We start from the raw sequence: 15,097 nt of genomic DNA, 5'->3' as shown, positions 1-15,097 counted from the left end.
ATAGGAGCAACGACGTGTACGACATGTATTCCATCGAGAAGATCGCGGCCCACCGGGTTGCCGAGTCGGAGAGGCGGAGCCGGCAGTTCGCGGAAATGCACGACGCTGGTGTGGTGTTGGATATGCCGATCCGTGAGCGCGCGGCGCGCGCCTTGGTGGCGATCGCGCGGCGGCTTGACCCGGACCTCCGCCCGGTGAGCGCGTTCGATCCCTGCGCCCCCCAGGCGCGAGTCGCCTAACCAGACGCCGTCACTTCACCCATCCCCGGCGGGGAGGTCCCCCGATACCTCCCCGCCAACTCCCCTCATCTCCCTACCAGACTGCGGGCGGGCACAAAGCCCGCCCGCCCAACATAAACGGGAAAACAGGAGCGCTGGCATGTTGCTGGCGTCCGTGCGTCGCTCCCCTCTCCCAACGTTGGGAGAGGGGGTGGGGGAGAGGACTGCTCCTACGGGGACGGGCGACACGCCCGCGCACCTGATTGCGGCTCCGCTACCCCTGCCGGAGCGCGGAGAGCAGGTTGGTCGGGAAGATGTCGATGAGGGAGATCAGCAGCAGGAGGTCACCCAGGGCGAGGATGACCAGCAGCGCCAGCGGCGCGATCAGACCGGCTTCCTGTAGATAGGTCCCGACGCCGCCGAGGTTCGTGGTGGTGGCGAGGTAGACCAGCCAGCCGATGACGACGAAGATCGTGCCCAGGAGCTGCGCGTTGGCGTAGGGGAGATCGTTGGCCACGAGGATCGCCAGGTTCAGGATCGTCAGCACCAGACCCGGCAGCATGAACAACGCGACCGCTGCCCACAGGGTATGCGTGCTCCCAACCGCCCCCCAGCCGTTGGCGGGGCGGCGCATCTGTGGCCAGGCACCCTCCACGAACTCTTCGATCGCTTCGAGGGTGAAGAGCATGGCCAGGCTGAGCCCGATGAGTAACCAGAGCCGCGGGTCCAGCAGCACCCTGTACTCCTCGTCGCGCACGGCGTCGACGCCGGCGACATCCCAGATTGCTCGCTATGATCCGCCGACGTCAGCGTAGCAGACGCGGAAATGGCTGGCAACACCTGGGCCGTGGTCGCTACTCCTGTACGGAGAACCGGCGCACGGCCAGCGCGATCATGACCATGCCGAAGGCGAGCACGACCATCATGTCCAGGAGCGGCGTCATGCGCACACCGAGGACGGTCAGGCCCAGTTGCTCCGCCGCGGGCGAGCCGGTCCCGAGCACCAGGTGCCGGATGGCGTCCACGCCGTAGCTGACCGGGTTGATCCGGGTGAAGGCGGTCAGCCAGCCGGGCAGGTTCTGGAGCGGGAAGAGCGCGCCGGACAGGAAAAACAGCGGCATCATTAGGAAGTTCATGATGAGCTGGAAGCCCTGCATGCTCTTCATGCTCACCGCGATCAGCAGGCCGAGCGAGCTGAGCGCGAAGGCGGTGAGGAACATCACCGGGATCAATCCCGCCACATTCCCGAGCGAGAGCGACACACCGACGAACGGCGCGAAGATCAGCATCAGGATGCCCTGGACCATCGCGGTCGTCGCGCCCCCCAGCGCCTTGCCGATCGCGATCGCCCAGCGGGGCAGCGGCGCCACCAGCACCTCCTTCAGGAAGCCGAACTCGCGATCCCAGACAATTGCGATGCCGCTGAAGACAGCGGTGAACAGCACCGCCATCGCGATGATCCCCGGGAAGATGAACTGGACGTAGCTGACGCCCTCCTGCCCGGCGCCTCCCCCGCCGAGCGGGCCGATCGACGCCGACAGCCCGGTGCCGAAGATGAACAGGAAGAGGATGGGCTGGGCGAAGCTGCCGATGATCCGGGCTCGGTCGCGGGTGAAGTGGAGCACATCCCGGTACCACAGGGTGATGATGCCGTTGAGGGCAGCGCCCCAGGTGCTGGGGTTGGCCCGCGGTGACCGCCGCTCGGTCGCGATGCTCGGGGTCGCCATCTCACTCATCTCCTCTGATGCATGCGCATCACCGCGCGCATCTGATCGACGCCGGTCACCTCTTCGTCACGCATGGCCCGGCCGGTGAGGCGGACGAAGACATCGTCGAGGCTGGGCCGGTGCAGGCTGATCGTCTCGATCGGCACGCTGAGTCCCTGCACCAGCCGGGGGATGAACGACTCGCCCTCGGGGACCTCCAACCGGAGCACGCCGTCGAACGCGATCGGCTCCAGGCCGAAGCCGGCCGTGATCTCCCGGGCTGCCGCGTCGTTGTCGCGGGTCTTGAGCGTGATCACGTCGCCGCCGACCATCGCCTTGAGCCGGTCGGGGGTGTCCAGCGCAACGATCTTGCCGTGGTCCATGATCGCGATCCGGTCGCAGCGCTCGGCCTCGTCCATGTAGTGCGTGGTCAGGAACAGGGTGATCCGGGTCTCGGCGCGGAGCTGCTCCAGATAGTTCCAGATATGCTGGCGCGTCTGTGGGTCCAGCCCGATCGTCGGCTCGTCCAGGAAGAGGACGTGCGGCTGGTGGAGCAGGCCGCGTGCGATCTCCAGCCGGCGCTTCATGCCGCCGGAGAAGGTCTTGACCAGGTCGTTGCGCCGCTCCCAGAGATCGACCATGCGCAGCAGGCGCTCTGCTTGTGGCTCCCAACTCCCGCGCGGGAGGTTGTAGATCCGCGCGTGGAAGGCCAGGTTCTCCATGGCGGTCAGCTCGATGTCGAGGCTGGAGTCCTGGAAGATGATGCCGATCGAGCGGCGCACACCGGCCGGGTCGGCGACGACGTCGTAGCCGTTGATCACGACGCGCCCGCTGCTGGGCCGGAGCAACGTGCAGAGGACGCCGATGGTCGTCGACTTCCCGGCGCCGTTCGGCCCCAGGAACCCGAACAGCTCTCCCTCTCTCACCGTGAAGGAGATTCCGTCCACGGCCGTCAAGTCGCCGTAGCGCTTGACCAACTGATCGACCTGGATGATCTCTTCGGCCATACGTGCATCCCCCGATGTCGTGTGAAGCGGGCGGCGGCTGGGACGTGGCCGCCGCCCGGTCGTCGTGGGGTTAGTCGTCCGCCCCCACCGGAGCGGGCGGCTCCGCGACCTCCTCCGGCTGGGCGGCCTCGGCGCTCGCCTCCACGCGGTTCGTCTTCCGCAGCGGGATCTCCTTCAAGAAGAAGCAGGACACCGTAGCGAGCACGAGCGCGATCGTTGTCACCACGAACAGGTCGGTGATCGCCGTGGCCAGGCTCTCGCGGATGGCGAGCATCACCTGGGCGAAGATCTCCTGCCCCTGGGCGCCGAACTGGGCGAACATCTGCTGGATCATCCCGGCCGTCTCCGGCGCCATCAGGCCCTGTGGGTTCTGCAGGGCTGCGAGTTGCTCCGGCGTCAGTTGCTCCCGGACCTGCGCCGGGATGTTGCTCGCGAAGACGGCATTGTAGCGGTTCGTCATCACCGTGCCGAGCACCGCAACGCCGATGGTGCCGCCGATCGACCGGAAGAACTGCAGGCTGGCGGTCACCTCGCCCAGCTTCTGAATTGGGAACGCGTTCTGGGTGATGATCGTGAACAGGCTCATCGACACCCCGATCCCGAGGCCGATGATCACCATATTGCGGACGACGACGCCGTTGCTCACGCTAGTATCCATCTGGGACAGCAGGAAGGCGCCGACCGCCCCGACCGCGAAGCTGACGATCGACAGCACCTTGTACTTACCGGTCCGGGAGAGGAGCTGGCCTCCGACGATGCTGCTGGCGATGAAGCCGAGCATCATCGGGGTCAGCACCACGCCGGAGTTGGTGGCGCTGTTGCCGACCACCCCCTGGATGAAGAGCGGCAGGTACATCACGGCGCCGAACATCCCCGCGCTGGCCAGGAACGAGGCCAACACCGAGACGGTGAAGACGCTGTTCTTGAACAGCCCCGGGCTGATGATCGGCTCCTCCACCCGGCTCTCCCAGATGAACGCCGCCACCAGCGCCACCGTGGCAAAGGCGAGCATCCCGATGATCTGGACGGACCCCCAGGGGTACGTTTCGCCACCCCACGTGAAGGCCAACAGCAGCGGAACCGTACCCAGGACCAACAAGGTAGCACCGACATAGTCAATGCGGTGCTGCCGGCGGCGAGTCGTGGCCGGGATGGCCAGTCCGGCGGTCAGCAGTGCCACCGCGCCGATCGGCATGTTCACGTAGAAAACCCAGGGCCAGCCCCAGTTGTCGGTGATCCAGCCACCCAGGGTCGGGCCGATGATCGACGCGAGGCCGAAGACGGCGCCCATCAGCCCCTGCCACTTACCCCGCTCCGACGGTGGGAAGACGTCACCGATGATGGCGATGGCGATCGGCAGCATCGCCCCGGCGCCGAGCCCCTGCAGGCCGCGGAAGAGGATGAGCTGCGTCATCGTCTGGGACATGCCGGACAGGGCCGACCCGGCCAGGAACAAGATCATCCCGAGGAGGAAGAACCCCCGGCGGCCGTAGATGTCGGACAGCTTGCCGTAGATCGGCACGCTCACGGTCGAGGCCAGCATGTAGGCCGTGAAGACCCAGGCATAATGCTGCAACCCGTGGAGGTCGGCGATGATCTGCGGCATGGCGGTGCCGACGACGGTCTGATCGACCGCGCCGAGGAGCATCCCGAGCAGGACGCCGATGACGATAAAGACGAGCCGGCGCTTGTCTACCGACTCATCGACCGACTGCGTCGTCTCCGTGCCCGCTGCCCGGTGCGACGTCTCAATCATGAACGTGTCTCCCTAGTCTTCCGATTCTTCAGTCTCTGCTGAGGTCCGCTGTGCCGCGGCGAGCGGCCTGGCGGGTCTGGGTGGTGGGCGCCCTCCGCCTTCCCCGCAGTCCCGCGGTGGGGCGTGGCGCTCGGCCGCAATCGCCAGCGCGGTCATCCCCCGTAGCAGAGCCGCAATGTCGTCGTGGCTGAGGTGGCCGAGCCAGCCCCGAAGCTGTCGGTCCCCGCCGTGGCGAATCTTGTTCACCAGTTCCTCACCCGCGGGCGTGAGACGCACCACCATGCGGCGCCGGTCCGCGGGATCCTCCTCCCGCGTGGCGAGGCCGGCCTGAACGAGACGCTCGACGAGGTGGCTGGCGGTTGGCAGGCTTACCCGCTGTGCCTCCGCGACCTGACCGATGCTGGCCGACCCTTCGTGCGCCAGCGTGAAGAGCGTCCGTAACTGCGCCATGGTCAGATCGAGCTCTCGCCAGAACGGCTCGCTGGCTCGCTGCATAGCCCGCGCGAAGCGGCGGTACTGTTCCAGCACGGCGTCGATCAGGTTGTCTCGGGACTCGGCCACGCCGCCACCTCCTCCAAACGCAACTCGGGGAGGATACCAAATCACTTCGACGCGATCAAGGTATTTGAAGGCGTGGAAGGAATTGGCTGAGGAACGGATCGAGCCGGGGTCCCTCGTAAGAGGGAACCATTTTCTAACCCCCGACGTATAGATAATCAGAGAGGGTCCTCCCCCACTGATCCCACGACCCTCTCCACACTCGAACGGAGCGATCCCCGCTCCACCCCTCCCCTTCCCGCGCAGATCGGGCCTCACGGCCCGATCTGCGTGCGTGGGGCTGTCGAAACCCGGTACTATGGCTGCGGCTTCCCGGTTCGTTTCAAGAGCGCGAGCGCTGTCCCGGTCGGGACGAAGGAGCGTCGAGGAACCTACGGTTGTGGCACGTGCCCGGGGTTATGAACTTTGACGAATCAACGTGGTGTACCCGGCAGCCACCCGCGCCCGCGCTTCTGTCATCCTGAGCGAAGCGAAGGACCTCACGTCAGATCGGCCACGCACCGGAGAGATCCTTCGACTCGAACGGAGTCGCCGGGCGCGGCTGGCCGCCGCCCCCGGCTCCGCTCAGGATGACAGCAACCCGGCGGCTCCTTTGTATCACGTGTATCACGGTAATTGGTCAAACTTCATTACCCCCGGGCATGCGCCGCGACGCGGGGCTGGTTGCACCACCCGGCCCCGGTCAGGAGGACGCCACCAGGAGCGACGGTTGGATGCCAGCCCCCGCTAGTCGGTCGTGGTCGGGAGGCCGGCGGCGTGCCAGGCGGTCATGCCGCCCTCGACGTTGTGGACGTCCTCGATGCCTCGGGCCTTCAGCAGTGAGGCTGCGAGCATGCTCCGCTGGCCGCTGCCGCAGATGACCGCGACCGGCCGCGCCGGGTCGATTTCGCCCGCGCGCTCGTCCACGCGGTAGAAGGGGATGTGGACCGCGTTCGGGATGTGGCCGCTGTGCCACTCGCCGGCCTCGCGCACGTCGACGACCTGCGGCGCCGCGCCGTCGCGTCCCAGGGCTGCGCCGAGTTCCTGCACGGTCATGCTGGGGATCTGATCCAACGGCTCGCCGGCCGCGCGCCAGGCGGCGATCCCGCCCGCGAGGTAACCGGCGATCGTGGTGAGACCGATGACGCTGAGCATCGTCGCCGCGCGCCGTGCCATCGCCTCGTCGTCCGCGACGAGTACGAGCGGCACGTCGGTCGGGACCACGAGCCCCACCCGGTTCTGGAACTGGGAGCCGTCCAACGGCACGCCGATGGCTCCTGGGATGTGCTCCTGGCCGAAATCGGCCGTGGACCGCACGTCGAGCACGCGCGCGCCCTGGTCGAGCAGGCGGCGGACCGCTTCAGCATCGAGTGGGGCTGGGTCGCGAAGCTCCAGCGGCTCCGCGCTCCGGTTCAGCTCGACGATGCGGGCCATGTTCGGCGGGCGCTCGGGCAGGCTCTCGTTCATGTACTCGACAAAGGCAGGCCGGGCGTCGATGGTGAGCGCCGGGTTGAAGCGCCGCTCGAAGCCGATCGTCGTGCCGGTCATGCGGTTGCTCACCCGGCCGCAGAGCGAGCCGGAGACGTGGCCGGGATAGACCAGGGTTCCCTCCGGGAGTTGCAGCAGCCGCTGGTGCAGGCTGTCGAAGAGGGCGTCGGCGCCTTCCCGCCCGTCGATCGCCAGGTCGGGCCGCGCGACATCGCCGATGAAGAGCGAGTCGCCCGTCAACACGGCCCACGGCTCGTCGCCGCGCGAGGTGTCGATGACCGCAAGGACGATGTGCTCCGGCCGGTGGCCGGGGGTGTGGATGACGCGCAGGCGCACCTCGCCGAGAGCCAGCTCGTCGCCGTCGCGCAAGGCGAGGTGGGGGTAAGCAACCCCGGCGTCCTCGTGGACGGCGATGGTGGCGCCGGTGCGGGCTGCGAGCTGGTGATGGCCGGACACGTGGTCGGCGTGGTTGTGCGTCTCGACGATGTAGCGGATGCGCAGCCCGTCGCGCTCGGCGAGCGCCACGATCTCGTCGACCATGTCGATGCGGGGGTCGACCACCGCGGCCTCACCGGCCGCCTCTGAGCCGACGAGATATGCGGCGCACCCGATATCGCGACGGAGAATCTGCTCCAGTATCACGGTCATCCCTCCTGCTGAGCCGCCAGCGCGGCCGTGACCCGCTATAGGCGCTCGTGTGCCTCGGTGGCGATGCGCTCGAGCGCCGGCTGACCGACGATGCCGAGCTTGTGCTGCAGGTCGGTACTCTCAACCTGCGTGCCGCCGTCGACGGCGGGCACCACTGCGTCGCAGAGGAAACGTAGCTCGAACGTTGCTGTTGCCCGTGGCCGTGAGCGCGCCCGCGAGCTTCTCGCCTGCGCAGGGGCACCGCGTCCAGCCCGGATAGTGTCGTGGATGCGCGGGGCGGTGAGCGAGGAGTGCAGGTGGGTGCCGTCGCACGCTGACGGGAGCGCGCTGCGCTGGCGCGCCACGGTGAGGGGATGATGGATCCTGGCCGGTCGCTGTCCGGAGGCGACTACCGGGTGCTGGACCGCGAGCGGCCGGGCGCGGAGTAACGCCGGGATCCCCAGGTGCGCCAGGTCGGTCAGCACCTGGCAGATCCGCGCCTGTGGCCGGCCCAGCGCCAGTTTCCCCTCCGCGATCGCGACGCGCTCCATCCCCCTATCCCTGCGTTCGAATCCGTGAACGTCATCACATTATAAGGCCACACGCTAAATGTCAAGGAGAGGCGGGCATGCCCGGCGGTGCGCTGCCGGCACCACCATCGCGCGGGGCGCGTTGAGCCCTGCCAGCTCCGACCGAGCATTGCGGGCGGGTCACATTTTCGAGCCGGTAAGCACTCTTGCATGTCGTCCTGGCCGGAGCGAAGGATCTCCGGCGCGTGCGGCCGTCCCAGCACGAGATCCTTCGCTTCGCTCAGGATGACACAAACACGAGCGAGCACATGCATGATGACACGAACTCAAGCGAGCACTCGCATTCGGTACTCCTCGATGGGCGGGTGCCGGGTGGAGGTTGTCACGGGGTCGGGATGGCGGACGGCGTCGCCGTTGGGGACGGCGCTGTGGTGGGCGTGGGCGCTGCAGTGGAGGTCGGGATCACGGTCGGGCTGGGCATCGCCGTCGACGTGGGGTGGGGTGACGGGGTCGGTACCGGTGCCGGTGTTGGCACTTCCGTGGATTCCGGATTCCACGTCGGTTCGGGCAGGGGCACGACCGTGCGTGCTGGGCTCGGCGCGGCCAACGGGGTTGCCTCCGGTGTTGGCGAGGCCTCTGGTGTCGGTGTGGCCTCCGGGACGGGTGTTTCGGTCGGCTCCGGAGTCGCGGAAGGCGTCGCCTCGGGTGTGCCGGTTGGGGCCGGCGTCTCGGTCGGCGTGGGAGCGGCAGTGGGCGATGGGGGCGCCTCCGGTGACGGCGTGGCCTCCGGGGTGGGGGGCGCGGTAGGTTCCGGCTCCGGTATCGACACCGGCGGCGGTGTCGGCTCCGGGGTTGGGGACGCTTCCGGCGTGGGCGTCGCGGTGGGCTCCGTGGGCGGCGTCGGTTCCGGCGTCGGCTCGGGCGCTGGCTCCGGAGCAGGCGCGGGGGCGGGCTCAGGTGGCGCTGGAGCCGGCTCCGGCGTTTCGACCGGAGGGTTCGCCGGCGGAGGACTCGGCGTCGCCATCAGGAGCGGCAGCGTCGCGTCTTCGCCCGCGAAGAAGGCCGTGTAGTACGCGTACCAGGCCATCACCTTGGCGACGTAGTGCTCGGTGCAGGTGCCGTAGATGTCGCAGCCGTACCCGAAGTAGCTGGCCGCGACCTCATCCAGGGACATCCCGCGCGCCAGCTTCTCGGCGATGAATCGGGTCCCGGCGTCGATGTTCGTTTCCGGGTCGCGCCAGCGGTCCTGGCTCACCCCGAGGCGCAGCAGGTTCTCGGGCATGATCTGCATCAAGCCCTGGGCGCCTGCTGCCGAGACGGCGTCGGGGTTGCCGCCCGACTCGACGGTGATGATCGCGGCGATGAACGCCAGCGGCACGCCGTAGCGCTCGGCGGCGGCCTGCATCAGCACCACCCACTGCAACACGCCTGCGGGCGCCGTCGCCTGGCCGTTCCCGTTGCCGACCGCGATGACCACCGCGCCCGCCAGCCAACCCAGCGGGTCGATCGCGTTGCCGTCACGGTCCTTGACGACGAAGTGTAGGTGCGGGCCGGTTGAGTAGCCGACCGAGCCGACCTGGGCGATCATCTGCCCGGCGGCGACCCGGTCCCCCGGCTCGACGAAAGCCCGGTCCCAGTGGAGGTACTCGGTGAGATAGCCCTCGTTGTCGCCGTCGTGCTCGATGATGATCGTGGAGTTGGCCTCGGGCCCGTCGCCGTCGTACCCGACCGCGATGACCGTTCCCCCCGCCGCGGCGAGGATCGGCGTGCCGGCGGGCGCGGCCAGGTCGATACCGTTGTGGAAGCTCGGCCGGTCGGCCGGGCAGATGGACGCACCCCGGTAGCCGGGATTGAACGGGACGCAGCCAAAGCCCTGCGTCAGTTGGAAGCGCCCGAGGATGGGGAACGTGCGCGACTTCGACCCGATGTTCGTGGGGACGAAGCTGATCCCTTCCTCAGGCGTGGGCTCGTCCGGGATCCAGGTCCAGGAGAAGAACGTGTCGCTGATCGGGCTGTAGTTCAGGTACCACGCGCCGCTGGCCCAGGTGCCGTCCGGCCGGCGGGCCCGCGTGCCGTTGTCCAGGAGCTTGTACGCCTGGCCGATGACAGGGTCGTCAGGACCGTTGAAGATCCTGGGTGGACCTTCTTCCTTGTCGTTGATCGGGATGCATTCGGCGCACGCCTCGTTCGGCCCGAGCGTGCGGACGCGGGTGGCGACGAAGTAGGCCGGTGATATGACCCGCCCGACGGTGGTGTTCTGACCGACGAAGGCGAGGGTGACCCAGTGCCAGCCGCCCTCTTCGCTCCAGGTCATGTCCGTGTTGAAAGGTGCGGGGACGACTGAGTTGGGATCGCGATCCGGCACCTGCGGCTTCGGTCCGCCGGCGGTGGTCGCATGCGCTGTCAGGGAACTGCTGGTGAGCAGGAGCAGCAAGACGACCGCGCCGAACAGGATGGAGCGGCCGTGTCGGTGCCTCGTTGTCCCCTTCGACCTTCGATCCACGGCGACCCCCCTGAGAGTGTACGCAGGTGCCCGCGGCACCGGGGCCCTTCCCCTCCGCATCGTGGCAGGAGGGGGTGCGTCGTTATCATGCTCGCGTGGTGCGCGTACGGTCGACGGACGCGCGCCTCCTCGCGGAGAAGCAGCACACTCGGTGCCACCTGCTGCGGTACGACCACCGCCCCTCGCTCCGCGAGGACTCAAGTGTGCGCAACGCGGGATGCGTTGTGCAAGTCAGAACACTGACATTCGGACACAGAATGCCTCAAGCGATAGCCGGTATGCAAGGGAAGGCATGAGGAGCGCGGGCGTCTTGCGCGGACTCAATCCGCAAGAGTGGCCCTCACCCCCGACCCCTCTCCCAACCTGAGGAGAGGGGAGCACGACCGAAGACGGCCGACGACTAACGCGTGACGCACGACGCATCATGTCCCCCTCTCCCAACTCTGGGAGAGGGGGTTAGGGGGTGAGGGCCGCTCCGACGGGACAGGCTAGCTGCCGGCGCTCCTGGCGAAGGGGCCGGGCGAGGACGCCCGCGCTCCTGGTTGCCGCTACCGGGCGGGGTCAGGAGTGGCGAAAGGTGGCCAGGGCGGAGAGACGTTCGGCGGCGGCGGCAATCGTCTCCGGTCGCTTGGCGAAGCAGAAGCGCGCGAGCAACGGCGCGGTGGCCGGATCGGCATAGAAGGCGGACGGCGGGATCGCGGCCACGCCGACCTCGGTCGTCAGGAAGCGGCAGAAGGCGACGTCGGTGTCGAAGCCCAGCCCGGAAATGTCGGCCAGCAGGAAGTAGCTTCCCCGGCAGGGCAGCACCGGCAGTCCCGCGCCCTCGAGTGCCTGGTGTAGTTGATCGCGCAGCCGGGTGTACATCGCCGCCAGCTCCGCGTAGTAGTTGCTGGTGAGTGCATCTTCCATGGCGGCGGCCATGGCGTCCTGGAAGGGGGTGGCGGTGGCGAAGGTGATGAACTGGTGGGTGGTCCGGATGGCGCGGGTCAGCGCCGAGGCGGCGATGGCGTAGCCGACCTTCCAGCCGGTCATGCTGAAGGTCTTGCCGGTGGAGTTGACGGTCACCGTCCGCTCCCACATCCCCGGGAGCGTCGCCAGCGGGACGTGGACCGCGCCGTCGAAGATGATGCGGTCGTAGACCTCATCGCTGATGGCGATCAGGTCGTGCTCCTGGCAGAGCGCGGCGATGCCCGCGAGTTCCTCACGGCTGAACACCTTGCCGGTCGGGTTGTGCGGGGTGTTGAGCACGATGGCGCGGGTGCGTGGACTGATCGCGGCGGCGAGGGCATCAAGGTCGAGCGACCAGCCGGGCGCCTGGAGCGGCACGTAGCGGGGCACCCCACCGGCGAAGACCACCTGCGCCGGGTAGGCGTCATAGAACGGCTCGATCAGGATCACTTCGTCGCCCGGCTCCAGGATGGCGAGCAGGGTGGCGAGCAAAGCCTCGGTCGCGCCGGAGGTGACGGTCACCTCGGCGTCGGGGTCGACCGCCCGGCCGTAGCTCTGCTCGAAGGTGGTGGCGATCGCACGGCGGAGGCGGGGCAGCCCGTGACTGGGGGCGTACTGGTTGAGGTCGGCGTTGATCGCGGTGGCGGCCGCGTGCTTCACTAGGTCCGGCCCCGGAAAGTCGGGAAACCCCTGCCCGAGGTTGATCGCCTCGTGCTCGACGGCGAGCCGGCTCATCTCACTGAAGACCGACTCACCGAAGCCGCTCAGCCGGCTGGCCCCGACCTGCTGCATCACTGCCCCCTCCCGGTGTCATGCGCCTCGCCCGCCAGCCGGCCTCATCGCCGCGGGTTGTTGTCTTGGATCCGAGCCCGCCAGCCGGCCGGATCGACGGCCGGTGGCGATCAGCAACAGGCTGGCGTCGTACCGGCTATTCTGGGACGAGATGCCGCGGGCGTCCAGTGCTGCGCCGGTGGCGCCGATCGTTCCGCGCCGTCGCCCTGCACGAGTTCAACGCGCCCGGGCGGCTGAGCGCGGCGGTGGCCGAGCATCGAGCCATCTACGAGGCGGTTGCCGCGCGCGATGAGGAACGGGCAGAGCGCCTGGCGCGCGAGCACTCGCACAACGCGCTCCAGGCGCAGATCGTTGCCCACCACTTGGCGAACGACTTTTAGGCCCGGGAAGACCGCGCTACTCGGTGCCGTCGCAGAGCTCGTCGTCCTCGGCCAGCCAGGTCTCGCCATAGTCGCGCAGGAGTTCGATGATCGGGAGGACGGCACGTCCCTTCTCGGTTAAGGTGTACTCCACGCGTGGCGGGATCTCGCTGTACTGCCGCCGGGTGATCATGCCGGCCGCCTCCAGGTGGCGCAGGCGCCCGGAGAGAACGCCTGGACTCATCCCGGTCGATTCCTGCAGTTGGTGGAACCGGCGGCAACCGTCGGCCAGATCGTGCACGATCAGCAGCGTCCAGTGGTCACCGAGGAGCTTGGCAGCGCGCGTGACCGGGCAAGCGCAGGCGCTCGTCTGTTGTGTCTGGGCCATGCTCTCGCTCCCTCGGTGTCTGCGATGTTCCTCCTCAGTATAGCAGGCCATGTCCCTTGACATCGCCCCGCTTCAATGATACCATGCCCGTAGGCACTACGAGATTCGTAGTTACTAGTTATCGGGGAGGAACTATGTCCACGCAACAGGCTCAGGCAACCCAGGCGATCGCAGGGCGAGCACGCTGGGAGATCGATCCCGTCCACAGCGAGATCGGGTTCGCCGTCCGGCACATGATGGTTGCCACCGCCCGCGGTCGCTTCGGTGAGTTCTCCGGCCATGTCGACTTCGACCCGGCCGAGCCCACCGGCGCGTCGGTTGAGGTGAGCATCAACGCCAAGAGCATCGACACGCGGAACCCGGATCGGGACGCGCACCTGCGCTCGCCGGACTTCTTTGATGCCGAGAATCATCCGACGATCACTTTCAAGAGTCGGCGGATTGAGGCGGTCGGTGGCGATCAGTACCGGGTGATCGGTGACCTGACCATCCGCGGTGTCACCCGCGAGGTTGTGCTCGACACCACCTACTACGGTGTGCACCCTGATGCCTTCGGTGGCATCCGCGCCGGCTTCCATGCGACCACCAGCATCAACCGGTTCGACTTCGGCCTGAACTGGAACGCGGCCATCGAGGCGGGCGGCGTGGTCGTTGCCGACACCGTCAACATCACGATCGACCTCGAGGTGGTGCGGCAGTAGCCCGCCTTTCGTGATCACGAGCCTATGCGATAGACCCCCGCCGGACGGCGGGGGTTTTTCGTATGAACGTTGACGAATCAGTCTGGCATCCCTGCCAGCAACCGGGCGACGGGGTCGGCTCCGGTGGATCACGGTAATTCGTCAATCTCCATGCTATCTGCCGCTCAGAGTGACACCGATGGTGTGGTAGGGCACCACGCCCTGGCTGAGCCGGCCGGTGTCTCAGGGCCACGACCTCACTGCAGGCGGGAGACGACGGCGAGCAGGAGCGCGCAGGAGACGAGAACGACCACGCAGAGGAGCAGGCCGAAGAGGACCCCGAGGATCCCGGCCCGTCGGACGTCGCTCTGCCGGGCCAGCGCGCTGTCCAGTCGATCTAATCCACGCTCCAGCCGTTCGCGCACCTGCCTGTCCCTTCCTGCCGCCCTATGGCGCCGATGGAGAGCCCCTGCTCGTATGATATAGTGCCGGTGGGAGCAACAGCATCAGGGAGAACGACGTGATCGGCAAGGTCGCGGTGCTCGGCCGCCGCATCATCGAGAACGTTGACCGCGTCATCGTTGGCAAGTCCGCTGTGACCGAGTTGATCCTGGTCGCTCTCCTGTGCGAGGGCCACGTCCTGATCGAGGACGTGCCGGGCGTTGGCAAGACAACCCTGGCCCGTGCCGTGGCCCGCTCCATCGGTGGGCAGTTCCGTCGCATCCAGTTCACGCCCGACCTGCTCCCGTCCGACATCAGCGGCATCTCCTACTACAACCAGAAGCTGGGGGAGTTCCAGTTCCGCCCGGGGCCGGTCTTTGCCAACATCCTGCTCGCCGACGAAATCAACCGGGCCACACCCCGTACCCAGTCGGCCCTGCTGGAGGCAATGGAGGAGCGGACGGTGACGGTGGAGGGGGACACAATGCCCCTGCCGCGGCCCTTCCTCGTGCTGGCCACCGAGAACCCGGTCGAGCTGGAGGGAACCTTTCCGCTGCCGAAGGCGCAACTCGACCGCTTCCTCCTGCGGATCGCGATCGGCTACCCGGTGGAGGACGAGGAAGCGGAGATGCTGTTGCGCTTCCAGCGCGCAAACCCGCTCGATGCGTTGGAGCCGGTTGCATCCCCGGAGGACCTGCTGGCCGCCGCGGCAGCCTGCCGCGAGGTGCATGTCGACGACGACCTGCGCCGCTACGTCACCGACATCACCCGGGCGACCCGGGCGCATGAGGCGGTCGCGCTCGGCGTCAGCCCGCGGGGCACGCTCGCGTTGTTCCGGGCCGCGCAGGCGCTCGCCGCCCTGCGCGGGCGCGAGTACGTCCTGCCCGACGACGTCAAGGAGGTCAGCCACGCCGTCCTGGTCCACCGCCTGATCCTCAGCCCTGAGGCGCGCCTCCGCGGGCGCGATGCCCGGCAGATCGTCGACGAGGTCCTGGCCGCCGTCCGCGTGCCCGTGGAGCAGGTGTGAGCAGTCATGCGTCATGCGTCATACGTCATGCGTCACCCGTACTGCGTACTGCGTAGTGCGTATGTCTCCCCTCTTCCCTCGTGGGCTCCG

At 67.9% G+C, this 15,097-nt stretch carries 15 protein-coding genes; 4 read left to right on the top strand and 11 right to left on the bottom strand.

Features of this window, described 5'->3' with window-relative positions; translation table 11 throughout:
• Positions 1–14: 14 nt before the first annotated feature.
• Positions 15–239 (top strand): hypothetical protein, encoded by a 225-nt coding sequence (locus tag STHE_RS10765; RefSeq protein WP_012872612.1) that lies wholly within the window; start codon positions 15–17, stop codon positions 237–239.
• A 253-nt stretch (positions 240–492) separates the two neighbouring features.
• On the opposite strand, the gene STHE_RS10760 is transcribed toward STHE_RS10765, so the two are convergent.
• The 9 genes from STHE_RS10760 to STHE_RS10720 form a co-directional block, all read right to left on the bottom strand.
• Positions 493–954 (bottom strand): hypothetical protein, encoded by a 462-nt coding sequence (locus tag STHE_RS10760; RefSeq protein ID WP_012872611.1) that lies wholly within the window; start codon positions 952–954, stop codon positions 493–495.
• A gap of 118 nt (positions 955–1,072) precedes the next feature.
• Positions 1,073–1,945: an ABC transporter permease gene (locus tag STHE_RS10755; RefSeq protein ID WP_012872610.1), complete on the bottom strand. Its 873-nt coding sequence runs from the start codon at positions 1,943–1,945 to the stop codon at positions 1,073–1,075.
• Between the two features lie 5 nt (positions 1,946–1,950).
• Positions 1,951–2,931: a daunorubicin resistance protein DrrA family ABC transporter ATP-binding protein gene (locus STHE_RS10750; RefSeq protein ID WP_012872609.1), complete on the bottom strand. Its 981-nt coding sequence runs from the start codon at positions 2,929–2,931 to the stop codon at positions 1,951–1,953.
• Positions 2,932–3,001: 70 nt separating this feature from the next.
• On the bottom strand, positions 3,002–4,687 hold the full coding sequence (locus STHE_RS10745; protein WP_012872608.1) for an MDR family MFS transporter: 1,686 nt from the start codon (positions 4,685–4,687) through the stop codon (positions 3,002–3,004).
• Between the two features lie 12 nt (positions 4,688–4,699).
• Positions 4,700–5,248 (bottom strand): MarR family winged helix-turn-helix transcriptional regulator, encoded by a 549-nt coding sequence (locus STHE_RS18045; protein WP_012872607.1) that lies wholly within the window; start codon positions 5,246–5,248, stop codon positions 4,700–4,702.
• Between the two features lie 723 nt (positions 5,249–5,971).
• Positions 5,972–7,360 carry an MBL fold metallo-hydrolase gene (locus tag STHE_RS10735; RefSeq protein ID WP_012872606.1) on the bottom strand — a complete coding sequence of 463 codons (1,389 nt, stop codon included), beginning with the start codon at positions 7,358–7,360 and terminating at the stop codon, positions 5,972–5,974.
• A gap of 35 nt (positions 7,361–7,395) precedes the next feature.
• Positions 7,396–7,890, bottom strand: a complete 495-nt coding sequence (locus tag STHE_RS18040) for a hypothetical protein (protein ID WP_012872605.1) — start codon at positions 7,888–7,890, stop codon at positions 7,396–7,398.
• 361 nt (positions 7,891–8,251) lie between these two features.
• Entirely contained in the window at positions 8,252–10,372 is a 2,121-nt protein-coding gene (locus STHE_RS18035) for a peptidoglycan DD-metalloendopeptidase family protein (RefSeq protein WP_217155824.1), read from the bottom strand.
• Positions 10,373–10,933: 561 nt separating this feature from the next.
• Entirely contained in the window at positions 10,934–12,112 is a 1,179-nt protein-coding gene (locus tag STHE_RS10720; RefSeq protein WP_012872603.1) for a methionine aminotransferase, read from the bottom strand.
• A 167-nt stretch (positions 12,113–12,279) separates the two neighbouring features.
• On the opposite strand from STHE_RS10720, the gene STHE_RS19225 reads away from it, so the two are divergent.
• Complete coding sequence (locus tag STHE_RS19225) at positions 12,280–12,492, top strand: FCD domain-containing protein (RefSeq protein WP_041399040.1); 213 nt, start codon at positions 12,280–12,282, stop codon at positions 12,490–12,492.
• A 16-nt stretch (positions 12,493–12,508) separates the two neighbouring features.
• Here STHE_RS19225 and STHE_RS10710 read toward each other — a convergent pair whose 3' ends face one another.
• Positions 12,509–12,859 (bottom strand): winged helix-turn-helix transcriptional regulator, encoded by a 351-nt coding sequence (locus STHE_RS10710; RefSeq protein ID WP_012872602.1) that lies wholly within the window; start codon positions 12,857–12,859, stop codon positions 12,509–12,511.
• A gap of 134 nt (positions 12,860–12,993) precedes the next feature.
• On the opposite strand from STHE_RS10710, the gene STHE_RS10705 reads away from it, so the two are divergent.
• Positions 12,994–13,560 carry a YceI family protein gene (locus STHE_RS10705; RefSeq protein WP_012872601.1) on the top strand — a complete coding sequence of 189 codons (567 nt, stop codon included), beginning with the start codon at positions 12,994–12,996 and terminating at the stop codon, positions 13,558–13,560.
• Between the two features lie 236 nt (positions 13,561–13,796).
• Here STHE_RS10705 and STHE_RS19030 read toward each other — a convergent pair whose 3' ends face one another.
• Positions 13,797–13,964: a hypothetical protein gene (locus tag STHE_RS19030; protein ID WP_012872600.1), complete on the bottom strand. Its 168-nt coding sequence runs from the start codon at positions 13,962–13,964 to the stop codon at positions 13,797–13,799.
• Positions 13,965–14,059: 95 nt separating this feature from the next.
• Between STHE_RS19030 and STHE_RS10700 the strand changes: the two genes are divergently transcribed.
• Positions 14,060–15,007, top strand: a complete 948-nt coding sequence (locus tag STHE_RS10700; RefSeq protein WP_012872599.1) for an AAA family ATPase — start codon at positions 14,060–14,062, stop codon at positions 15,005–15,007.
• Positions 15,008–15,097: the final 90 nt, after the last annotated feature.

Source organism: Sphaerobacter thermophilus DSM 20745 (assembly GCF_000024985.1).
In the GTDB taxonomy this organism is placed as follows: Bacteria; Chloroflexota; Chloroflexia; order Thermomicrobiales; family Thermomicrobiaceae; genus Sphaerobacter; species Sphaerobacter thermophilus.
This window is presented reverse-complemented; position numbering and strand designations above follow the sequence as displayed.

What these genes read in the sequence shown, in the direction of transcription:
- STHE_RS10720 (WP_012872603.1), bottom strand. Translation starts at nt 12,112, where the DNA reads ATGCAGCAGGTCGGGGCCAGCCGGCTGAGCGGCTTCGGTGAGTCGGTC.
- STHE_RS18040 (WP_012872605.1), bottom strand. Translation starts at nt 7,890, where the DNA reads ATGGAGCGCGTCGCGATCGCGGAGGGGAAACTGGCGCTGGGCCGGCCA.
- STHE_RS10710 (WP_012872602.1), bottom strand. Translation starts at nt 12,859, where the DNA reads ATGGCCCAGACACAACAGACGAGCGCCTGCGCTTGCCCGGTCACGCGC.
- STHE_RS10755 (WP_012872610.1), bottom strand. Translation starts at nt 1,945, where the DNA reads ATGGCGACCCCGAGCATCGCGACCGAGCGGCGGTCACCGCGGGCCAAC.
- STHE_RS10745 (WP_012872608.1), bottom strand. Translation starts at nt 4,687, where the DNA reads ATGATTGAGACGTCGCACCGGGCAGCGGGCACGGAGACGACGCAGTCG.
- STHE_RS10750 (WP_012872609.1), bottom strand. Translation starts at nt 2,931, where the DNA reads ATGGCCGAAGAGATCATCCAGGTCGATCAGTTGGTCAAGCGCTACGGC.
- STHE_RS10705 (WP_012872601.1), top strand. Translation starts at nt 12,994, where the DNA reads ATGTCCACGCAACAGGCTCAGGCAACCCAGGCGATCGCAGGGCGAGCA.
- STHE_RS10735 (WP_012872606.1), bottom strand. Translation starts at nt 7,360, where the DNA reads ATGACCGTGATACTGGAGCAGATTCTCCGTCGCGATATCGGGTGCGCC.